16 protein-coding genes are annotated in these 20986 nt (G+C 64.1%); 10 read left to right on the plus strand and 6 right to left on the minus strand.

Going from position 1 to position 20986, the window contains the following annotated elements; translation table 11 throughout:
- Positions 1-9 precede the first annotated feature (9 nt).
- The 4 genes from dtd to galE all read left to right on the plus strand — a co-directional run bounded on the left by dtd (position 10) and on the right by galE (position 3563).
- Positions 10-477, plus strand: coding sequence for a D-aminoacyl-tRNA deacylase (gene dtd / locus QP140_RS01045; protein WP_070759002.1), 468 nt, complete (start codon positions 10-12; stop codon positions 475-477).
- A 173-nt stretch (positions 478-650) separates the two neighbouring features.
- Positions 651-1673, plus strand: coding sequence for a sigma-70 family RNA polymerase sigma factor (locus tag QP140_RS01050; RefSeq protein WP_070759003.1), 1023 nt, complete (start codon positions 651-653; stop codon positions 1671-1673).
- Positions 1674-1764: 91 nt separating this feature from the next.
- Entirely contained in the window at positions 1765-2484 is a 720-nt protein-coding gene (locus tag QP140_RS01055; protein ID WP_070760723.1) for a metal-dependent transcriptional regulator, read from the plus strand.
- A gap of 62 nt (positions 2485-2546) precedes the next feature.
- A complete protein-coding gene (galE, locus tag QP140_RS01060) occupies positions 2547-3563 on the plus strand; it encodes a UDP-glucose 4-epimerase GalE (RefSeq protein ID WP_284757587.1) in 1017 nt (338 codons plus the stop codon).
- Here the strand turns inward: galE and QP140_RS01065 are convergent.
- The gene (locus QP140_RS01065) at positions 3560-4876 is read right to left on the minus strand and encodes a DUF4192 domain-containing protein (protein WP_284757588.1); all 1317 of its coding nucleotides are present in this window, start codon (positions 4874-4876) and stop codon (positions 3560-3562) included. The two genes, galE and QP140_RS01065, sit on opposite strands and share 4 nt — an antisense overlap.
- Before the next feature lie 213 nt (positions 4877-5089).
- On the opposite strand from QP140_RS01065, the gene QP140_RS01070 reads away from it, so the two are divergent.
- Entirely contained in the window at positions 5090-6124 is a 1035-nt protein-coding gene (locus QP140_RS01070) for a PAC2 family protein (RefSeq protein WP_442874961.1), read from the plus strand.
- Positions 6124-8682: a DEAD/DEAH box helicase gene (locus QP140_RS01075; protein ID WP_284757590.1), complete on the plus strand. Its 2559-nt coding sequence runs from the start codon at positions 6124-6126 to the stop codon at positions 8680-8682. The genes QP140_RS01070 and QP140_RS01075 overlap by 1 nt, the downstream gene beginning before the upstream one ends.
- Here QP140_RS01075 and QP140_RS01080 read toward each other — a convergent pair.
- A complete protein-coding gene (locus tag QP140_RS01080; protein WP_284757593.1) occupies positions 8666-9634 on the minus strand; it encodes a hydrogen peroxide-inducible genes activator in 969 nt (322 codons plus the stop codon). The genes QP140_RS01075 and QP140_RS01080 overlap by 17 nt on opposite strands.
- 130 nt (positions 9635-9764) lie before the next feature.
- On the opposite strand from QP140_RS01080, the gene hrpA reads away from it, so the two are divergent.
- The gene (gene hrpA, locus QP140_RS01085; RefSeq protein ID WP_284757595.1) at positions 9765-13883 is read left to right on the plus strand and encodes an ATP-dependent RNA helicase HrpA; all 4119 of its coding nucleotides are present in this window, start codon (positions 9765-9767) and stop codon (positions 13881-13883) included.
- 52 nt (positions 13884-13935) lie between these two features.
- On the opposite strand, the gene nrdR is transcribed toward hrpA, so the two are convergent.
- Together nrdR and QP140_RS01095 are read right to left on the minus strand one after the other, a co-directional pair.
- Positions 13936-14409, minus strand: coding sequence for a transcriptional regulator NrdR (gene nrdR / locus QP140_RS01090; protein WP_070760735.1), 474 nt, complete (start codon positions 14407-14409; stop codon positions 13936-13938).
- A 108-nt stretch (positions 14410-14517) separates the two neighbouring features.
- Positions 14518-14967 (minus strand): cell wall hydrolase, encoded by a 450-nt coding sequence (locus QP140_RS01095; protein WP_070760737.1) that lies wholly within the window; start codon positions 14965-14967, stop codon positions 14518-14520.
- 338 nt (positions 14968-15305) lie between these two features.
- On the opposite strand from QP140_RS01095, the gene lexA reads away from it, so the two are divergent.
- Positions 15306-16055 carry a transcriptional repressor LexA gene (gene lexA, locus QP140_RS01100; protein WP_070759013.1) on the plus strand — a complete coding sequence of 250 codons (750 nt, stop codon included), beginning with the start codon at positions 15306-15308 and terminating at the stop codon, positions 16053-16055.
- A 32-nt stretch (positions 16056-16087) separates the two neighbouring features.
- Positions 16088-16888 carry a DeoR/GlpR family DNA-binding transcription regulator gene (locus QP140_RS01105; RefSeq protein ID WP_070760738.1) on the plus strand — a complete coding sequence of 267 codons (801 nt, stop codon included), beginning with the start codon at positions 16088-16090 and terminating at the stop codon, positions 16886-16888.
- A gap of 132 nt (positions 16889-17020) precedes the next feature.
- Here QP140_RS01105 and QP140_RS01110 read toward each other — a convergent pair whose 3' ends face one another.
- Together QP140_RS01110 and hflX are read right to left on the minus strand one after the other, a co-directional pair.
- Positions 17021-18397 carry a uracil-xanthine permease family protein gene (locus QP140_RS01110; protein ID WP_284757599.1) on the minus strand — a complete coding sequence of 459 codons (1377 nt, stop codon included), beginning with the start codon at positions 18395-18397 and terminating at the stop codon, positions 17021-17023.
- 63 nt (positions 18398-18460) lie between these two features.
- Positions 18461-19981 carry a GTPase HflX gene (gene hflX, locus QP140_RS01115; protein WP_284757600.1) on the minus strand — a complete coding sequence of 507 codons (1521 nt, stop codon included), beginning with the start codon at positions 19979-19981 and terminating at the stop codon, positions 18461-18463.
- A gap of 179 nt (positions 19982-20160) precedes the next feature.
- On the opposite strand from hflX, the gene QP140_RS01120 reads away from it, so the two are divergent.
- A complete protein-coding gene (locus tag QP140_RS01120) occupies positions 20161-20985 on the plus strand; it encodes a hypothetical protein (protein WP_284757601.1) in 825 nt (274 codons plus the stop codon).
- Position 20986: the final 1 nt, after the last annotated feature.

A 20986-nucleotide genomic window follows, 5' to 3' on the forward strand; every position in this document is an offset into this window, starting at 1 on the left:
AGGAGAACCATGAAGGCAGTTATCAGCACGGTGAGTCAGGCCAGCGTCGACGTCCGAGATGAATCCGGTGAGGTCCGTCGGGTCGGTGAGGTCTCCGGTCCGGCGTTGCTTGCCCTCATCGGCAGCGGCAAGGACGACGACGCCGACGCCTGGGAGACGATGGTGCGCAAGATCGCCGAGCTGCGGTTGTTCCCCGCCTCGGGTGAGCCGTGGGGTGGTCAACGGGATCTGTCGGTTGAGGAGGTGGGCGGTTCCGTGCTGGTGGTCAGCCAGTTCACCCTGATGGGCAAGACGAAGCGGGGGCGGCGCCCCAGCTGGTCGGAGGCGATGCCGGGTCCGGCTGCGGAACCGGTGATTGAGAGCATCGTCCAGGGGCTTCGGGACCGTGGGATCCACGTTGAAACTGGCGAGTTCGGGGCGGATATGCAGGTCAGCTCGGTCAACGAGGGACCTTATACCGTGTTGGTCGAGTGTTAGGTCGGCGATGCTTGGGGTAGCTAGCCCCGTTTGTGGGGTGCAAGCGTTCTTCGCCCCGACCATGGAGTTGGGTCTGGGAACAAAATCCGGGTTCTGGCCGTTGGTTGTATTAGCGCCTCAAAAATAGCGCCCCGTCGGATGCCCATCGTGAGCTCAAGAGGAGACCTAACTGCATGAGCAAGTCCACCAGCGGCAGTGATTCCGCCCGCGCGACGTCCGCCAAGGATGATGCCTCGCAGCCGGAGCAGAATACTGACCGCCGTCGGCGCCGAGGCAATAACGAGAACCCTTCGGCCGACCTCGTCCGCGTCTACCTGAACGGCATTGGTAAGACTGCCCTGCTGACTGCTGAGGACGAGGTTGAACTCTCCCAGCGCATTGAGGCCGGGCTGTATGCGGAGCAGCTGCTCAAGAGCGGCGAGCCGTTGACTCGTGCGAAGAAGCGCGATGTGAAGATCCTGGCACGCGAAGGCAAGGCCGCACGTACTCACCTGCTTGAGGCTAATCTGCGCCTCGTGGTCTCGTTGGCCAAGCGCTACACGGGCCGTGGCATGCCACTGCTGGACCTGATCCAGGAGGGCAACCTGGGGCTCATCCGCGCGATGGAGAAGTTCGATTACAAGAAGGGCTTCAAGTTCTCCACTTACGCCACCTGGTGGATCCGCCAGGCGATCACCCGCGGCATGGCGGACCAGTCGCGCACTATTCGCCTGCCGGTGCACCTGGTGGAGCAGGTCAATAAGCTTTCCCGCATCAAGCGCGAGATGTACCAGCACCTGGGCCGTGAGGCGACGTACGAGGAGCTGGCTGAGGAGTCGGGGATCCCGGAGGACCGGATCGAGATGCTGATGAAGCAGTCCCGCGACCCGGTGAGCCTCGACATGCCCGTCGGCACCGACGAGGAAGCCCCGTTGGGCGACTTCATCGAGGACTCCGAGGCAGAGGACGCCGAGGCTGCAGTCGTCGCCAGCCTGCGCCACTCCGACATCCGCTCCGTGCTGGCCACGTTGGAGCAGCGAGAGCAGGATGTCATCACCCTGCGCTATGGCCTCGATGATGGCCTGCCCCGCACGTTGGACCAGATCGGCCGTCAGTTCGGCCTCTCCCGTGAGCGGGTGCGCCAGATCGAGCGCGAGGTCATGGCTAAGCTGCGGGAGGGCCAGCGCGCGGACAAGCTCCGCGAATACGCCGTATAGTGCGCCACTCCCCAAGACCGGGGATGTATGGTTGAGGCATTGATTTTTTCGAGGCTTCCATCAGCTCGAAAGGTGAGAAAGGGCGAGTAGGGTGCGTGACCTAGTAGACACCACGGAGATGTATCTCCGGACGATTTACGAGCTCGAGGAAGAGGGCATCCCGCCGCTGCGCGCCCGGATCGCTGAGCGGCTTGAGCAGTCCGGCCCCACGGTGAGCCAGACGGTGGCCCGCATGGAGCGCGATGGTCTGCTCTCCGTTGAGAAGGACCGTTCCCTGAAGCTCTCCGACGAGGGTCGAGCACTCGCGACCGCCGTGATGCGCAAGCACCGCCTTGCCGAACGCCTGCTGACCGACGTGATCGGCCTGCCGTGGGACAAGGTTCACGACGAGGCCTGCCGCTGGGAGCACGTCATGAGTGACGAGGTCGAGCAGCGCCTCGTTGAGGTTCTCGACGAGCACGACACCTCCCCCTTCGGCAACCCCATCCCGGGGCTGAATTTCCTGACCGAACAGGCGGCGGACGGCACGGATATCTCCCAGACGGCCGTGGCGGAAGACCCGAATTCGGTCCGCGCCGCCGACCTGGCCACCGGCGAGGAACACGAGGCCGTGGTCACCAGCTTTAACGAGATCGTGCAGGTCGAGGGCTCGTTGATGAAGCGGCTGCGCGAGGCGGGCATTCTCCCAGGTGTCGCCGTCTCCGTCATCCCGACTGAGGATCACCTCATTCTGCGTGGCGAATCCGCTGAGGTCGTCATCCCCAGCGAGCTGGCGCACGCGGTCCGCGTACGCAACGTGTCGAACGCTTAACCGCCTCGACGCCTCCTGACCCCGCCAGACCTCGCATTCCTCGATTGAAGAAAGCCCCCACAGTGACTGAATACAACGCAATTGAACCTGGCAGCAACGTCCTCGTCACCGGTGGTGCGGGCTACGTGGGTAGCGTATGCACCGCCGTCCTCGTTGAAAACGGGTTCCACGTCACCGTCGTGGATAACTTGAGCACCGGCAATCGCTCCGCGATCCACCCCAAAGCCAACTTCGTGGAAGGCGACATTGCGGATGTGGCCAGCGAGGTTTTGGCGGATGGCGATTTCGCCGCCGTCTTCCACTTCGCCGCGCGCTCGCTCGTGGGCGAATCCGTGGAGCAGCCGGATGCCTACTGGCACCACAATGTTCTCACAACCCTCACGCTGCTGGACGCGATGCGCGAAGCAGGAGTGAAGAACATCGTCTTCTCCTCCACCGCTGCCTGCTACGGCGAACCGGAGCAGGTGCCTATCACGGAGGATATGCCCACGGCCCCGACGAACCCCTACGGTGCCTCGAAGCTGACGATCGACTACATGCTCTCCTCCTACGCCAAGGCTTACGGCTTGGCAGCGACGAGCCTGCGCTACTTCAACGTCGCGGGCGCCTATCAGCAGTTCGGTGAGAACCGTGAGGTGGAGACCCACCTGATCCCGATCGTCCTGCAGGTCGCTCTGGGCCACCGCGAGTCGATCAGCATCTTCGGCTCCGATTGGCCCACCAAGGACGGCACAGCAGTGCGCGACTACATCCACATCAAGGACCTCGCGGATGCCCACGTGCTCGCTGCGACGTCCAACGTGGCCGGCGAGCACCGGATCTTCAACCTTGGTAGCGGTGACGGGTTCAGCGTCCGGGAGGTCATCGACACCTGCCGGGAGGTCACCGGGGCCGACATTCCGGCGATCGAGGCCCCACGGCGCGCCGGAGACCCGGCAGTGCTCATCGCCTCGAGTGCGAAGGCTATCGCTGAGCTGGGCTGGGAGCCGCAACTCTCGGACCTGAAGACGGTGGTGTCGGACGCGTGGCGGTTTACCTCCGCCCTGGGAGATGCGGCCCACTCCGCTCCCCGTCCCTAAGGTTTCGCGAGCTCACCTCCCTCGGTGTCCAGGTGACGTAGGTGTTCAAGGGCATCCCAGTCCAGCACCCGCATGAAGGCCTCGCGCGTGTCGGCCGGGACGTGTTCGCGCGGGTTCTTCCCGTTCAGGACCCCTGTGGCGATTGCGACCTTATCCTTGACGATCTGGAGCGCGAGGCCGGTTTTCAGGGCTATGACGAGCACCTGGTTATCCTTCCATCCCATGGCGCTGGTCGCCTCGGAGACTGCCCGGCGCGCGGTGTGAAATGCGACCACTCCTTCCCCATTCCCGACGAGTACCTGGGTGAGCACGTAAAGCACATTGCTTCTCACGTCGCCGGCTGTGTGGCGCGCAGTTGCCGCGAGCAGTGAGCGGATGACGGGCGAGGGCATGCCGATTGATGTGGTGATGAGAAAGGCCTGGCTGCGGGGCTCGCCGCAGAGCCGGGCGATCGCGGTCAGCAGCGCCAGGTCTGCCATTGCATCCTCCACCGTGGTGAACCCGTCGAGTATCTCTTCTGTTTTTGCCAATAGTTGGTGGAGGGCGGTGTCCAGACACTGCGGTTCCGCCTGCCCTGCCAGGGGTGGGCCCTGCTGGTCCAGCCAGCATTCCATGTCCTCGCGAGCTGCGAAGTTCAAGGCATTGGTCACCCCCGCGTGGAGAGCTACTGGGTTGGCGCTTTGTACCGGGATGGTCCCCTCGTCCACCCATAGTTGTGTGTGGAGGTCGTATGTCGCCCACTCTTGGTGGTCTGCAATCTCCTGAGCCCAGTGGCTGGTGTGCACGGGGATTCCGGCCAGGGCGAGTTGGGTGCGTGTGTCAGTGAATACGTCGACGGCGCGGGCCGGGGTGCCACCGATAACGAGGATGATCGCCTGCGGGCATTGATCCGTCGGCACGGTGTCCGAGATGGGAGCCCCCAGTGCGGCACAGAAGGTGTCGAGGGCCTCCTCGGTGCTATCGCCGTCCAGGTCGGCTCTCACGACGGGGCCTACCTGAAAGGTGACGGTGGCGTGTGTGGTGGCGCGGTCACCCGGGTTGCTGCCTCGAGGTGGCCCGTCCTTGCTGACCGGTTGGAGTCCGATGAGCACCAAGGAGTCCTGCGGTGTGAAACCGAGCATGGCTGGTAGGCCTGCGAGCAGAGCCCCGGGGTCGGCTCCCAGGGAGATGCTGCGATGCCCAGCTGGTGCTGTGCTGTGCCCTTGGCGGCCCCGTAGCCTGTTGTCGGATGGTGGGGCCTGCGCGGCGGTTGTCTCGTGGGGAATATTGCGATGGTCGTTGTGGTTGGAATGACGTGAATCGTGTGATCTCATGAGCAAAGTGTGCTCGATCACCCGGTCAGCCCCAGCGCAGCAGCGTTGGTCTGCGGAGGAGAACCGCCAGGACCCTGTGGACACGCAGTGGACTGTGGATAACTTCCCCACGCCGGAGCCCGCCACGTGTTTTGGCTGGCCTGAACTCGGTTAATGCCGAGATCTCCGGCCCGCTGCCCCGCAGTCGTTGTAAAGAAAGGGAGCGCAAAGACGATGCCTCAGGACAATTCTTTTAGCCGCCGTCCCCGGAACACCATGTATGAGATGGAATATCCCGTTCCACTGGAGGCGGATTCGCCGGACGAAGGTATCCCGATGCTGATCGCGCTCCAGGGCTATGCCGATGCGGGCCAGGCCATCGCAGTCAGTGGAAATCACCTCCTGGAGGCTCTGGATAGCTCGGTTGTCGCCAGCTTCAACCTCGATGATCTACTGGATTACCGCGCACGGCGCCCCAGCATCACGATCGACCAGAATCGTATCACCAAGTCCGACAAGCTCAGCCTGGACGTGCGCATCGTCAAGGACGTCAACGACCGGCCGTTCCTGCTGGTCGCCGGCCCAGAGCCGGACCTGAAGTGGGAGGCATTCGGGCACGCGATCATGGAGTTGGCGCAGCGAGCGAATGTCTCCCGGGCGATTTCCTTCTATGCTGCCCCGATGACGGTGCCGCACACCCGCCCGCTGGTGATTTCCGCGCACGCTTCGGACCCGTCCCTGGTGCGGGATTACCACACGTGGGACGCACGGCTGGTGATCCCGGGGGCTGCTGCGCTCGACACCGAGATGCAGCTGTCTGCCGCGGGATTCGACGCCATTGGGCTCACGGCCCATGTGCCGCACTACATCGCGGGTTCAGAGTACCCGGAGGCAAGCTACGCGCTGCTGAAGGCCTTCGGCGACCTTGCCGACCGCGAGCTGCCGTTGAAGGCGCTGGAGAAGGATATGTCGCGCGTACAGCAGCAGCTCGCACAGCAGACGGAGGATTCCCACGAGATCGCTACCGTCGTTGGGGCCCTCGAGCAGCAGTACGACAAGGAAGTCCGTAGGCTTCGAAAGAAGAAGAGTTCGTTGCTCGAGCCAGGACAGGACATCCCTACTGGCGAGGAGCTGGGCGCCGAGTTCGAGGCATTCCTGGCCCGCATGAATGACGCGGCGGATACCGATTCCGCGGCCGGCGGGGAGGATCCGGCGGATCCCACCCATAGCAACGACCCACACGACGACGATGAAGGAGACTCACAGTAGTGGGAATCGCTGCCCAGCTGGCCGACCTACTCCCCGACCTCGACGAGGTCCCTGAAGGGCTCGTTGACGACGCCGTGTTGGCGTCCTTCCTGCGGTGGACGGAAGACCGCGGGATCAGCCTCTACGAGGCGCAGAAGGAGGCAGCCACGGCGTTGGTCGCCCAGGACCACGTCATCCTGGCGACCCCCACGGGGTCCGGGAAGTCGATGGTGGCCCTGGCGGCCCACTTCGTGGCGCTGGCGCGCGGGCAGCGCAGTTTCTACACCGCCCCAATCAAAGCCCTGGTCAGCGAGAAATTCTTCGACCTCTGCGCAACCTTTGGCCCTGAGAATGTGGGCATGATGACGGGTGATGCGACCGTCAATGGTGGTGCCCCCATCATCTGCGCCACCGCCGAGATCCTCGCCAATATCGCGTTGCGCGACGGGAAGGACGCGCAGGTCGACCAGGTGGTCATGGATGAGTTCCACTACTACTCCGAGCCCGACCGTGGCTGGGCCTGGCAGGTGCCCCTCCTGGAACTCCCCCACGCCCAGTTCCTGCTGATGAGCGCCACGCTGGGAGACACTGCGTGGCTGGAGAAGGATCTGACCGACCGCACCGGCAGGCCCTGCACCCACGTTTCTGGCTCCGTCCGCCCGGTTCCGCTGAGCTTCGACTACGTCTATACCCCGGTGCACGAGACGATCGAGGAGCTAGTCAAGGATGGCAAGGCCCCGGTCTACGTCGTACACTTCACCCAGCGCGAGGCCATCGAGCGCGCTCAGGCGCTGACGAGCCTGAGCTTGGTCAGCGAAGAGAAGAAGAAGGCGATCGCCGAGGCGATCGGGAACTTCAAGTTCACCACCAGCTTCGGCAAGACCCTATCCAAACTGCTGCGCCGCGGGATTGGTGTCCACCACGCCGGCCTGCTGCCAAAATACCGGCGCCTGGTGGAACAGCTCGCCCAGCAGGGTCTGCTGACCGTCATCTGCGGCACCGACACCCTGGGCGTGGGAATCAACGTCCCGATCCGCTCGGTGCTCATGACGGAGCTAGCGAAGTTCGACGGCGAACGCCACCGCATCCTGAAGTCCCGGGAGTTCCACCAGATCGCCGGACGAGCAGGACGCGCAGGCTACGACACGGAAGGCACCGTCGTCGTCCAGGCGCCGGAACACGAGATCGAGAACTTCCGGCTTCGCCAGCGCGCTGGGACGGACCCGAAGAAGCTCAAGCGGCTGCGCAAGAAGTCCGCACCACAGGGCCGAACCACCTGGTCCGAGTCCACGTACGAACGCCTGCTCACCGCGGAGCCAGAGGAGCTGGTCAGCCAGTTCACGATGAGCAACTCGATGCTGCTGAACATCGTCGCTCGCAAGGAATGGACCTTTGCTGCCCTCAAGCGTCTGCTCCGCAGCAGCCACGAGACCCGCGCGAAGCAGAACGCTCACATCCGCACCACGATCGAGCTCTACCGTGGCCTGCTTCGGTCCGAGGTGGTCGAGGAGTTCGCGGCGGACACGCCGTCCGGGAAGGACGCCCGGCTAACCCAGGAACTGCAGCGAGACTTCGCGCTCAACCAACCGCTGGCCCCGTTCGCGCTGGCTGCTCTAGACCTGCTCGACCCGGAGTCCCCGGAGTTCACCCTGGACGTGATCTCCACCTTCGAGGCGGTTCTCGACGATCCCCGCCAGGTACTCAGCGGCCAGCAACGCGCAGCCCGCGATGAGGAGCTCGCCGCGCTCAAGGCGGAGGGCGTCGACTACACCGAGCGGATGAACATCCTCGAGGACGTCACCTACCCGCAGCCGCTGGCCGAATCCCTCGACAATGCCTTCGACATCTTCTGCGAATCCAACCCCTGGGCGAAGGACTTCGACATCTCCCCGAAGTCCGTTCTGCGCGACATGATCGAAAAGGGCATGACCTTCTCGGACATCATCGCTACCTACCGTTTGGGGCGTTCCGAGGGCGTGGTGCTGCGCTACCTCACCGACGCGTGGCGCACCCTGGACCATTCGGTGCCACAGAGCTACCGCACGGAGGAGCTCGAGGACATCATCGAGTGGCTGGGCGAGCTCATCCGCCAGGTGGACTCCTCCCTGCTGGATGAGTGGGCCACCCTCTCCGACCCGGATGCTCCGCTGACCGAGGAGCAGGTCACGGAGCATGCCTTCGGGGTCACCGATAGTTCCGCGCTCTCGGCCAACAAGCGAGCACTGCGGCGGATGGTGCGCAACCACATGTTCCGCCACGTGGAGCTCTTCGCCTTCGAGAAGGAGGAGCAGCTGGCGGAGCTGGATTCCTACCTGGAGGACGCCCCCGATTGGCCCGCCGCCATGGACGATTACTTCGAGGAGTATGCGGACCTGGGGGTTGACGCCGACGCGCGTTCCAACTCAATGGTGCTCATCGACGAGAACCCGGAGGCTGCGCCCGGCCAATGGCGGGTGCGCCAGATTCTGGATGACCCGGAAAAGGACCACGGCTGGGCCTTCGAGGGCATGGTGGACCTGTCCGCTACCGACGAGGCCGGAGAGGTGCGCCTAGCCAGCCTGGTTATTCACCAAGGCTAGCGGCCAGCTCCGCCCGGGCGGTTTCCTGCACCGCTGCAAAGGACTCAGAGAGGATGCGGCCGAGCTCCTCATAATCCTCGGTACGCACGCTGCTGGAGCGGTGGGCAATCCCCACCGTGCGGCCAGCCGCCTTCTCCTCGGGGTGGAATGTCGCCAAGCCGATGCCCGGGCGCTGGCACTCACTGGGCACCGCGCTCAGCGGAACGAGGGTCGCGCCCTGCCCGGCGGCAACGAGGTGAACCACGGTGGACAGACTCGTTGCCCGGGTCACCGCCAGCCGGGGGTCATGGCTCATATTCACCCTGCGGCACAGGTCCATCACCTGGTCCCGCAAACAGTGCCCCTCGTCGAGAAGCAGGAGGTCGAGTTTTTCGAGGTCGGCGACGCGCAGGTCGCGGCGGCCGGCCATCGGGTGGCCTTCTGGGACGACCACCACGAACTCCTCCTCGTAGAGGGGAATCGTGGTCAGCCCGGCGTCCTCAAACGGAAGCCCCAACACCGCGACGTCGATGTGCCCCTGCCGAAGGGCATCCACCAGGTGGTGGGTCTTCTCCTCCACGATGCGGGGGGCATCCCCAGCCTGCGGTTCGTCGAGGGCGCGCAAGAAATCCGGGAGCAGGAATGGGGCGACCGTCGGGATCATGCCCACGACCAGGGCGCTGCCCAACCCGCCTTTCACAGAATTGGCGTGATCAACGAGGGCGTCCACGCTCTCCAGCGTGGCGTGGGCGAAAGGCAGCAGCGAGCGCCCCATCGGCGTCACGATGACTTTTCGGGTGGAGCGCTCGATCAGCTGCACTCCGAGCCCCTGCTCGAGGGTCGCGAGAGCCTGCGAGAGCGATGGCTGGGAAATGCCCAGGTGCGCCGCGGCGGTGCCGAAGTGGCCGTGTTCCGCGATCGTCGCGAAGGTCCGGACCTGCGCAATGGTCGGCCGATACTCTTTGTGGGTCACAGCTACCTATCAATGTTTCAACAATGCTGAAGCCTTATCCTACGCGAGCTGGCCGGGTGGTTTTAGCCAAAAGCTATGAATGGCTCCCGGCTACAGGTGCCAGCCACAGAGTTGTTAAGCTGGAGCCCTAATGAGCAGGGAAAATAGCGATAAGAGCACGCAAAAATCAGCGCAACAGCCGTCGCGGCACGCCAGAAACGGGCGTCACCGCAACCGCGGGGGCAAGTCGCGCCGCCGGGGACGCAGCGGCCGACAGCGCCGGGAGCGCACGGCCGGCGTCAATCTGCCCCAGCAGGACCGGGTCTTCCCTCAGATCCACTTCCCTAGCGAGCTGCCCGTCTCGGAGCGCCAGGCGGATATCGAAAAGGCTATCGCTGAAAATCAGGTTGTCATCATCGCCGGTGAGACTGGCTCCGGTAAGACCACGCAGATCCCGAAGATGTGCCTGAACCTGGGTCGCGGCAAGCGGCAGCGCATCGGGCACACCCAGCCCCGGCGCATCGCCGCCCGCAGCGTGGCGGACCGCATCGCCGAGGAGCTCGGATCGAGCACGGATAAGCCGGATTCCCTGGTCGGTTACAAGATCCGCTTCGACGATAAGACCAGCGAGAACACCGCGGTCAAGCTCATGACCGACGGTGTGCTTCTCAACGAGATCCAGCGCGACCGGCTACTCCGCGAATACGACACGATCATCATCGATGAGGCGCACGAGCGCAGCCTGAACATCGACTTCCTGCTGGGCTACCTGAAGAATCTGCTGCCGAAGCGCCCGGATCTGAAGCTGATCATCACCTCCGCGACGATCGACCCCGAAAGCTTCGCGGAGCACTTCGCCAGCGCCGATGGCACACCCGCGCCGATCGTCGAGGTCTCGGGGCGAACCTACCCGGTCGAGATCCTGTACCGCCCGCTGGAGCGAAGCTATACCGACCCGGACAGTGGGGAGATCACCACCCACGTGACGGACCCGTTGGACGGGCTCATCGAGGCCGTCGACGAGCTGTGGAGCTTCGGCAGCGGCGACATCCTGTGCTTCTTCTCCGGGGAACGCGAGATCCGCGACGCCGCCGAGGCGCTGGATAAGCATCTCAACCGCGACCGGCGCGGGGCACGCGTCGACATCCTCCCCCTGTTTGGGCGACTGTCGAATGCGGAACAGCACCGCGTGTTCAACCCTGGCCAACGCCGCCGGATCGTGTTGGCCACGAATATCGCCGAGACGTCCCTGACCGTGCCGGGCATCCGCTTCGTCGTGGATACCGGCTATGCGCGCATCTCCCGCTACTCCAATCGCACGAAGGTACAGCGACTGCCGGTCGAGGAGATCAGCCAGGCCTCCGCGAAGCAGCGTTCGGGCCGTTGTGGCCGTGTCGCCGACGGTATTGCGATCCGGCTGTATTCGGAAGAAAACTTCGAAGCCCGACCGGAGTTCACCGACCCCGAAATTCTGCGCACCCACCTGGCCAGCGTCATCCTGGCGATGCTTGCTCTTGGCCTCGGTGATATCCAGAAGTTCCCCTTCCTGCAGGCCCCTGACTCTCGCGCGGTGCGCGACGGCGTTGCGCTGCTCAGCGAGCTGGGCGCGATCTCCGGAGGCGACCGGCACGCGTTGACGGACGTGGGACGGGACATGTCTCGCATCCCGACCGACCCCCGCTTGGCGCGCATGATGGTCGCCGCCCACCGGCTGAACATCCTGGATCAGGTCACCGTCATCGTCGCTGCGCTATCCATCCAGGACGTCCGGGAACGGCCGCTGGAGAAGCAGCAGCAGGCCGATGAGCTCCACGCGCGTTTCAAGGCGAACTCGGACTTCATCTCCACCTTGAAGCTGTGGAGCTACCTGCAACAGCAGCGCGCCGAGCTCAGCGGTAACCAGTTCCGCAAGCTCTGCCAGCGGGAGTTCATCCACTACTTGCGTGTCCTGGAGTGGGCGGATCTGGTTCGTCAGCTGCTCAATATCGCCAAGGAGCTGCGCTGGTCCGTGCCGAATATTCGGCATGTCCGGCAGCTGACCTTCGACGGCGAGCCCATCGCCGAAGATGATGTCCACCGAGCCCTGCTGGCCGGGCTGATCAGCCACATCGGCATGCGGGAGGGCGAGAGCCGCCAGTTCACCGGCCCCCGCAATTCGCACTTTGTGGTACACCCGAGCTCCCATGTGGCGAAGAAACCACCGCAGTGGATCATGGCCGCGGAGCTGGTCGAGACATCCCGGATTTTCGCCCGAACGGTGGGGCCGATCCGCCCGGAGTGGGTGGAATCAATCGCGCCCCACATGGTGAAGTACACCCACTCGGAGCCGCACTGGTCATCGAAGCGGGGTGCGGCGATGGTCTACGAAAAGGCCCTCCTGCTTGGACTCCCCGTCGTCACGGAGCGACGCGTCAACCTGGGCCGGATTGACCCGGAGCTGGCGCGGGATATGTTCATCCGCAAGGCGCTGGTCGAGGGCGACTGGGAGACGCGCCACAAGTTCTACCGCCACAATCAGGAGCTTCTTGAGCAAGCCGAGAAGCTGGAGGATAAGGCCCGTCGCCGGGACATCGTGATCGACGATGATGCCCTGTTTTCTTTTTACGACGCCCGCCTGCCCGCAGACATCATCTCCAGCCGACATTTTGATTCCTGGTGGAAGAAGGCACGCCACAAGAAGCCAGACCTGCTGGATTTTTCGCTCGACGCGCTCATCGATTCGCACGAAGGGGCCGCGGAGGCCAATGAGTTCCCGGATACCTGGCGGCAGGGCAGCCTGGAGTTCGACCTGGAGTATGTCTTCGACCCCACCGATCCGCGCGACGGCATCACCATGCAGGTTCCACTGCCCCTGTTGGCGAACATCGACCCCGAAATCACGCAGTGGTTGGTTCCGGGCATGCGTCACGAGCTAGCGGTGGCGCTCATCCGTTCCCTGCCCAAGGCGATCCGCAAGTCGGTGGTCCCGGCAACGGATTTCGCAGCACGGGCGCTGGAGGCCATGACGCCCTACGACGGGGCGATCGATGAGTCGCTGGCCGATGCGCTGCGCTCGCTGGGCGGTCGGGGCATCAACGCCACGGACTTCGACTGGACCAAGGTGCCCGACCACCTGCGCATGAATTTTGCGGTTATTGACCGCCGCGGCAATGTGGTGCGCACCGGCCGGGACATCGTCGCACTCCAGCGGGAGCTGGCCGGTGATGTCCGCCAGGCGATTGCGGCGGCGAGTGCTCGGTCCCTGCGTGGTGGCCAGGGTTCTACGGCTGCCAGCCCGCTGGACGCCAAGGTGCACCAGAAGGGTGCGGGCGCAGCTGGCAAGAAGGGCCGTGGCACTGGCGGGAAGCAGAAGGCACCTCAGGGCGGGGCCGGCGTGGGTGGCGTGCTTCAGCACGCTGATGAGTGGTCGGCCGAAAGCATCGGCGATATCCCTGAGTCCATCGAGACCGTCGTCGACGGCCAGGCCGTGAACGCTTTCCCCGCACTGGTTGCCAGCTTCTCCGCTGGCAAGACGGGTCACCGCAGCACGCGTTTCGAGCTCAAGGCCTTCCCCACCGAGCACGCGGCGAAGGCTCAGCAGTTCTCGACGGTGCTAAGCCTGATGGCCGAGGCCACCCCGATTTCCGCCGGACAGATGCTCAAGGGGCTGCCGTTGCGCCAGCGCGTGGCGCTGGAGAACTATCCGAACGGTGGTATTGAGGCGTTGGTGGACGATGCGCGCACGGCGGCGTGCCGCCAGCTTCTGGAGAAGGTTGGCCCGGTGATCAGAACCCCTGACGAGTGCGAACGGGCCTGCCAGACGGCCCGCCAGCAGGCTCCTGGTCTGGTGCGCCAGATCCTGGTTGCATTCGCCCCTGCTGCATTAGCCATCCAGGACATCTCCTCGGAGCTGGAGCAGTGGGATGGTCCCGCGATTGCGGAGATGAAAAAGCAGGTGCAGTTGTACGCCGCGGACCACAGTCTGGTCACGTGGGGCATTCAGCGCCTCCGGCACGTCCCCCGGTACGTCGAGGCTATGAAGGGGAGGCTGGCACTGCTGGAGCGGGATCCTGATCGCGAGGCGGAGCTGGCGGAGGAGCTGGCGGAAGCGATGAAGATTTATCAGCAGACGGTGGATCGCCTGCCCAGCGCCCGGCAGGCTTCGCCCCAGGTCAAGGACCTGCGTTGGCTGATCGAGGAGCTCATGGTGGCTCTGTTTGCCCAGCATTTGGGCACTGCACGCAGCGCATCACTGCAGCGGGTTCGCAAGGCTGCCGGTCAGATCCGCTAGTCCGTGGTGCGCCGGGAGCGTGAGCGCCGGGGACGGCGCTATGGTCTCGGTTTTAGTTGCCCGGGTGCGGAGGGTTGCCCTGGTGCTGGCTGCGCAGCAATGCGATCTCTGCCTCGAAGTCCTCGGAGGAGCTGAAGGACTTATACACGGAGGCGAAGCGGAGGTAGGCGACTTCGTCGAGTCGGCGCAGCGGAGGCAGGATCGCCAGGCCAATGTCGTGGGCGTTGACCTGGGATCCGTAGTCCGCACGAACGCTCTGCTCAACCTCGTGGGCGAGCAGCTTGAGGTCGTCGTCTGACACATCGCGTCCCTGGCAGGCTTGCCTTACACCCTTGATGACCTTCTCGCGGCTGAATTCCTCCGTCACCCCGTTGCGCTTCGTTACGAGAAGGACCGAGCGCTCCATGGTGGTGAACCGAGTGAGGCATTGCAGGCACTCCCGGCGGCGGCGGATGGCAATTCCGCCTTCGACAACTCGGGAGTCCACAACACGGGAATCTTCACAGCGACAACTTGGGCACAGCACGCCACTAGTTTATGCCCAGCACGCAGAAAAAGCGCCCCGGCGGATTCCACAGTTCCCCCCCCAATTCGATCGCCACGGCACTACTCCGCCAAGCCGAGCGGAAGATGGCTAGTCCGCCGCCTCGGCTGACGCGATCTCAGACACGGCCGCGGTGGCGGCAGGAGCCTGCTCGTCACCACCCTGGCCCATCGCCAACGGAGACAGTCCAAGGCTGAGTACCAATGCAATTCCACTCAGCAGCACCCCACCCCGGGAAGTGGCCACCCGGTTGGCAATATCCATTCCACGGCGAAGTGCAGAGGCCTGCGAAGCCATGACCCGCTGGGAACGAGCATTCGCTACCGGGTGAGCGAAGCGACGCTGCTGCACGAAGTTCGGAGTGAAGGCCCGCCCCTCACCATGGGTATTCGAACGTACATTCTTGCCGACGCCAGGTGAAACGACCCCGGAAAGCGACTCGGAACCTTCGAACAGGACCCGCTCAGTTGGAATAGCGACGCGTCGACCGGCGCGAGACGCAGCCGCAGGGGCGTGGGAAACGTTCTTAACGAGAGTCATAGTAGATTCCTTCCTCGTTCGAATTCCGATCATCAGCGCTGATCTTTCCGATGAATCACCGGTAACCAGCCGTTGGATAGGAGTGAATCATCCGCTAGGGACAGCGCCCCAACACCGCCTCACATGTATCGAACGGGTGTTCTAGGCGGCTACATCGAAAATATAGCACGCACGTTCGAAGAAAGTCGAGCGTTTTACCCCAAATATCGAACATGCAGGTGATACAGTGGGTGCCAGCGCGGTCGAGGCCTCCCTCGAACGCGGGAGCATAAGTTTTCAATCACAAGCCAGGTGGCACACGCAGCTGACTGCCGCCCGGGCCGCAAGGAGAGTTCACCGTGACGACGTCCCCCGAGTCCCCCCGTCGGCGCCCAGGCCGCCCCAAGAAGAGCGCTGCAGATGCGAAGATCAAGGGCAACCTGAGCTCCCGCCAACGCCGCATCCTGGAGGTCATCAAGGACTCCACGGTTCTCCGGGGCTATCCCCCAAGCATCCGCGAAATCGCAGATGCTGTCGGTCTCCAATCCACATCCTCGGTGTCCTACCAACTCAAGCAACTTGAGGAGAAGGGCTACCTGCGCCGGGAGGACAACAAGCCTCGCGCATTCGATGTTCGAGGCTACGAGGACCACACCAACCCCGGCCTCGTGAAGCCCGTGCCGCGGAAGCAGCCCAAGACCACCCCCGCTCCCGTCTCCGACGACCGCCCCGCAGCGACGTACGTGCCCGTCGTCGGCCAAATCGCCGCCGGCAATCCGATCCTGGCGGAGCAGAACGTGGAAGCGCAGTTCCCACTCCCCGCCGAGCTGGTCGGTACTTCCGACGAGCTTTTCCTCTTGCAGGTGGTCGGCGAGTCCATGCGCGATGCGGGCATCTACGACTCCGACTGGGTTGTGGTCCGCTCGCAGCCGACCGCAGATCAGGGTGACTTTGTCGCCGCCATGATCGACGGGGAGGCCACGGTCAAGGAACTGCACCACGATGAGGACGGTGTGTGGCTGCTCCCCCACAACGATCTGTTCGAACCAATCGCCGGCAATGAAGCGCAGATCCTCGGTAAAGTCTCCGCGGTCCTGCGCAAGATCTAACCCAAGTTTTTGGATTAAGTGGGTATCTAAGCGTGCTTTCAGCTCAGCGTCGTCGACAAATCACCTCGCTTGCCGCCGTGCAGGGCAAGGTCACCGTCACCGAACTCGCGGCCCAGTTTGGGGTCACGGCCGAAACCATCCGTCGGGACTTAGCCCAGCTTACGGCCGAGGGCAAGCTCTACCGGGTCCACGGCGGGGCCGTCCCGGCACGGCAATTCCAGACCGACTACGTCCCCCTGGAGACGCGGAAACACTCCGCCGCGCTCGCCAAGCATGCGATCGGCAGGGCCGCAGTGCAGTTCGTTCCCCTCGACGGCGGAACCATCTTCCTGGACTCCGGAACCACCACGGCGATGATCGCCGAGGCCATCGTCGAGCATGCCGAGAGCATCGACAAGAACTACTCCCTGTCCGTCGTGACGAACTCGCCGCACAACGCACTGTTACTCTCCACCGACCCCCGCATCAAGGTGCAGCTGCTGGGTGGCAAGATCCGCGCCCAGTCGCAGGCGGTGGTGGGAGATGTTGCCCTCCAGACATTGGCGCTGTTGCACGCTGATGTGGCGTTCATCGGCACCGACGCCTTCACCCTCACTCACGGGCTGTCCACCCACGACGCGGCCGAGGCCGCCATTAAGCGCGCGATGATTGCCTATTCAGACAAGGTGGTCACCCTGTGCGATTCGACGAAATTCGGCCTGGACTACATCGTGAGCTTCGCCGAACCGGAGAAGATCGATGTGGTCATCACCGATAGCTCCGCCCCCGAAGGATTCATCGCCCAACTCAACGACACTGGCATTCAAACGGTGGTCGTCGACCAGCAAGGGTAGCTGCCGGGCTCCCGAACTCCCACACGCACCGGGGTCGGCAGCCCCGCCCCCTGCTTCGCCCAGGCCAAGCCTCCCCCGCAGGCAGCTCCCATCCGATCCGCAACGACAGGCACCCCCTCACGGGACTTAGCGCTACGAGATGTAGCGCCCCTCGCCGAAGTTGTCGTAGAGGTAGCGCAGCACCGGGTAGCCCAGGATGATGCCCACCGAGCCCCAAGCAATGCCCTCCATCGGGATGGAGCCCACGTTCAGAGTCAGGTTGCCGATGCCGACGATCATCGCCACCGCAGCAGCGGTGAGGTTCACCGGGTCCGTCAGCGAGACCTCGTTATCCATCCAAATGCGCACCCCGAGCAGGCCGATCATGCCGTAGAGCACGAGCGTTGCCCCGCCCAACACGCCCACCGGGATGGTAAGAATCGCGGCGCCAAACTTCGGGATGAAGGCCAGCACGATCGCCGTTGCGGCAGCCACCCAATACGCGGCCGAGGAGTACACCTTCGTCGCCGCCATCACGCCGATGTTCTCCGCATACGTGGTGGTACCGGATCCACCACCGGATCCAGCTAGCACCGTGGACATGCCATCGGCCATCAACGCCTTGCCTGCAAGATCGTCGAGGTTACGGCTAGTCATCGTCGACACGGCCTTCACATGGCCGACGTTCTCAGCGATGAGGACGACCACCACTGGCAGCGTGATCGTCACGGCGGTCACCGTGAATTCCGGGGTCTCGAAGTGCGGGAAGCCGATCCACGCGGCCTCACCCACGTGCTGCCGCGCCTCCTCAGAAACACCGCCCGAAAGGAAGGCGAAGCCCCAACCGGTCAGCACGCCCAAAAGAATTCCGAGTCGCGCCACCATTCCGCGGCCCATCACTGTGAACAGGAGGATCCCCAGCAGCGTCACGCCGGCGATCAATGGCTGCTCCTGGACGTTTCCCGTCGAGGTGGGAGCGAGGTTCAACCCAATCAGGGCCACGATCGCACCAGTCACCGCCGGCGGCATCACGGCATCCAGCACCTGGCGTCCGGCGAGCTGGACCACGAGACCGATCACGAACAGCAGCGCACCGGTGGCCACAATTCCGCCGAGCTGTGCCGCGAAACCCTCCGCTTGGGTTGCCGCCAGCGGGGCGAGGAAGGCGAAGGAGGAACCGAGGTAGGACGGTAGTCGGTTGCGGGTCACCAACAGGAAGAGGATCGTCCCGAGTCCGGAGAACAGCAGGGTGGTGTTCACCGGGAAACCCGTGATCGTCGGCACCAGGAGGGTCGCACCGAACATCGCGATGACGTGCTGCATACCCACGCCGATGGTGCGTGGCCACGAGAGGCGCTCCTCAGGCTTAACGACCCCACCCGGTTCGATGTCGCGGCCGTTGCCGTGCAAATCCCACCCGAAGAACGAGCCGCGGTGCTCCGCCTTCTCTCCTGGCCCGGGCGTGCCCGGCTCCGAACTACCTGCTTTGTTCTGCGCGTTGAGCGCCCCATTGTCCTTAGTCACGGCCATAACACTACTGCAGCTAAGGAGGGTTCAGTGCGTCAGCTCCGCGTCCCGCGCGCTGCGGGCGGATTAGCTGGTCGCGGCGCCGTTGACGTCCAGATCGTCGTGGTGTCGGTCAGTCACGCGGAAGGCGTCCAGTTCCCGGGCGAGCTTCTTCGGGACGCGAGCGGTGAGGACGGTGCCGGTGGCGTCGTATTCCTCCTGTGTGACGGTACCCAGGTCGTGAATGCGGGAGACGACGTCGCCCCGGTCGAACGGGACCGCGAACACTCCCGTCTCGTCCAGTGAGTTTAGGAAGAGCTCGAGCCTGGTCTCCAGCTCGTCGATGCCCTCCCCGGTGTGTGCGGAGACGAACACCACGTCGTTGAGCTTGTGGCGCAGCTCGGCGAGGACCAGCGGATCCGCCTTGTCGATCTTGTTGACCACCATGATCTCTGGCGGGGCGTCCTGGCCACTCTCGGCGACGATCTCGCTGATCACCGTGTTCACCGAACGGATCTGTTCGAGTGGGAAGGGGTCGGAGCCGTCGACGACGTGCAGAACGACGTCCGCGGCCATGACCTCCTCCAGCGTGGAGCGGAAGGCTTCGACCAGCTGCGTCGGCAGGTGGCGGACGAAGCCCACGGTGTCGCTGAAAATCACGCTGCGCCCATCGGCGAGTTCCGCCTTGCGGGTCGTGGGGTCCAGGGTGGCAAACAGCGCGTCCTCGACGAGCACACCCGCGCCAGTCAGCGCATTAATCAGCGAGGACTTTCCTGCGTTGGTGTATCCGGCGATTGCGACCTGGGGAACCGCAGAGGCGTCGCGGCGCTGGCGCTTGGTATCGCGGGAGGTCTTCATCGCCGCGATTTCCTTGCGCAGGCGTGCCATCTCGGCGCGCAAGCGGCGACGGTCGGCCTCGATCTTCGTCTCACCCGGGCCACGCAGACCCACGCCACCATTGGAGCCAGCCCGGCCACCGGTCTGTCGCGACAGCGAAGTACCCCAGCCGCGAACCCGGTTGATGAGGTACTCCATCTGAGCCAGGGCGACCTGGGCTTTGCCCTCGCGGGACTTCGCGTGCTGCGCGAAGATATCGAGAATCAGCATGGTGCGGTCGATGACCTTCGCGTTCAGCGCGTTCTCCAGGGCGATCATCTGTCCGGGGCTCAGCTCACCATCGCAGATCACGGTATCCGCGCCCGTGGATTGGATGATCTCTGCGAGCTCGCTGACTTTGCCGCGGCCGATATAGGTGCCCGGGTCCGGCTTATCGCGCTTCTGGTAGACAGTCTCCAGGACCTCGGAGCCAGCGGTCTCAGCAAGGGCAACTAGTTCTTCCAGGCTCGCTTCGATCTGAGCGATTGTTCCCTCGGTCCACACCCCCACGAGGATGACCTTCTCCAGGCGAAGCTGGCGGTACTCGACCTCAGTGATCTCGGATTGATCGTCCGTGTAGCTGCTGACCCCTCTGGTCAGCCGCCGGAGGCTGGAACGCGCCTCCAGATCGAGCTCACCGATGGTCGGACTCTGCTGAGATTCGAGGTCGAAATCCTCGCCCTCCGACGAGTCTGTAAAAAGATCGACAACATTATCTGAATTTGAAGCCATTGCCTTCCAGTTCTACACTGTCACCTGCATAAAAGAAAGTAAATAGCGGGCTTATCCGGGGCGTAAACCCCGGCGGTGTCCCCACTCGCTCATGCTCCTTTCACCGGCTGTGGGCCGGGACGCTGAGCACGTGTCAACCCCGCTATCCCGCTCCCCGAGTTTTAAGGCGTTGGTTCCCCATGGCTACTGCATCTCAGAAGGAGATTCCCGAGCTCAGCAGCGTTGGATTGGCCTATCCCCAGTGGCAGGATGCCCTCGAGGCTGCTTATGCTTCCGGCCAGCTCTCGGTCATCGGGGAGGTATCGGGCGGCCAGGTCCTCCAGTACGCGGACGCCTCCGGGGCGACGCTCACGATCCTCGCTGCCCCGCCGTATGGCTCCTTCGTGGGTCTGCACCCGGCTGGTCAGCTGTCCACGACGGGGCACGTGACGATGGTCAACGACCTCATCGGGATCGTGGACATCGTCGCCGATAGCCCGATGCTGCAGGTCAGCGGGGCAAGCGCCCCAGTGATCACTTCCTTCACCGCGACGGTTGGTCAAGGCCCCATGATCGCTGAGCAGGAGCCGCTGGAGTACCAGCCACTCTCGATCTCCGCGTTGGCCACGGATGTCCGCATCTTCCCGGACGCTGTCGCCTTCGCAGAGTCCGGCGGCACCGAGGTCGGCTCCGTGACCTCCCGGGGACTATCCGATCTCAACAACGGCGCTACCTCCCCGCACGCCCAGGCCACGGTCGCGGTCGAGGTTTCCGAAGCGGAGTTGAAGACGAATGAGCTGAACGGCCAACAGTTCTGGGCGTTGACCTGCCGCCGCCCGTTCGAGTTCTGCCTCGCGGTCGCCGCGGATCACCCCGACCTTCCGACGGACGCCACCCGCTCACCGTTCGCCACCCCTGGCGCTGTCATCAGCGGGGACGTCCAGTTCGCCATCAGCATTAATGATCCTGGTGCCTGTAGCCCCGGCGGCTGCGGCAGCGGGGATTGTGGCTGCGGAGGCCACTAGC

The organism is Corynebacterium sp. UMB9976 (genome assembly GCF_030212265.1).
Taxonomy (GTDB): domain Bacteria; phylum Actinomycetota; class Actinomycetes; order Mycobacteriales; family Mycobacteriaceae; genus Corynebacterium.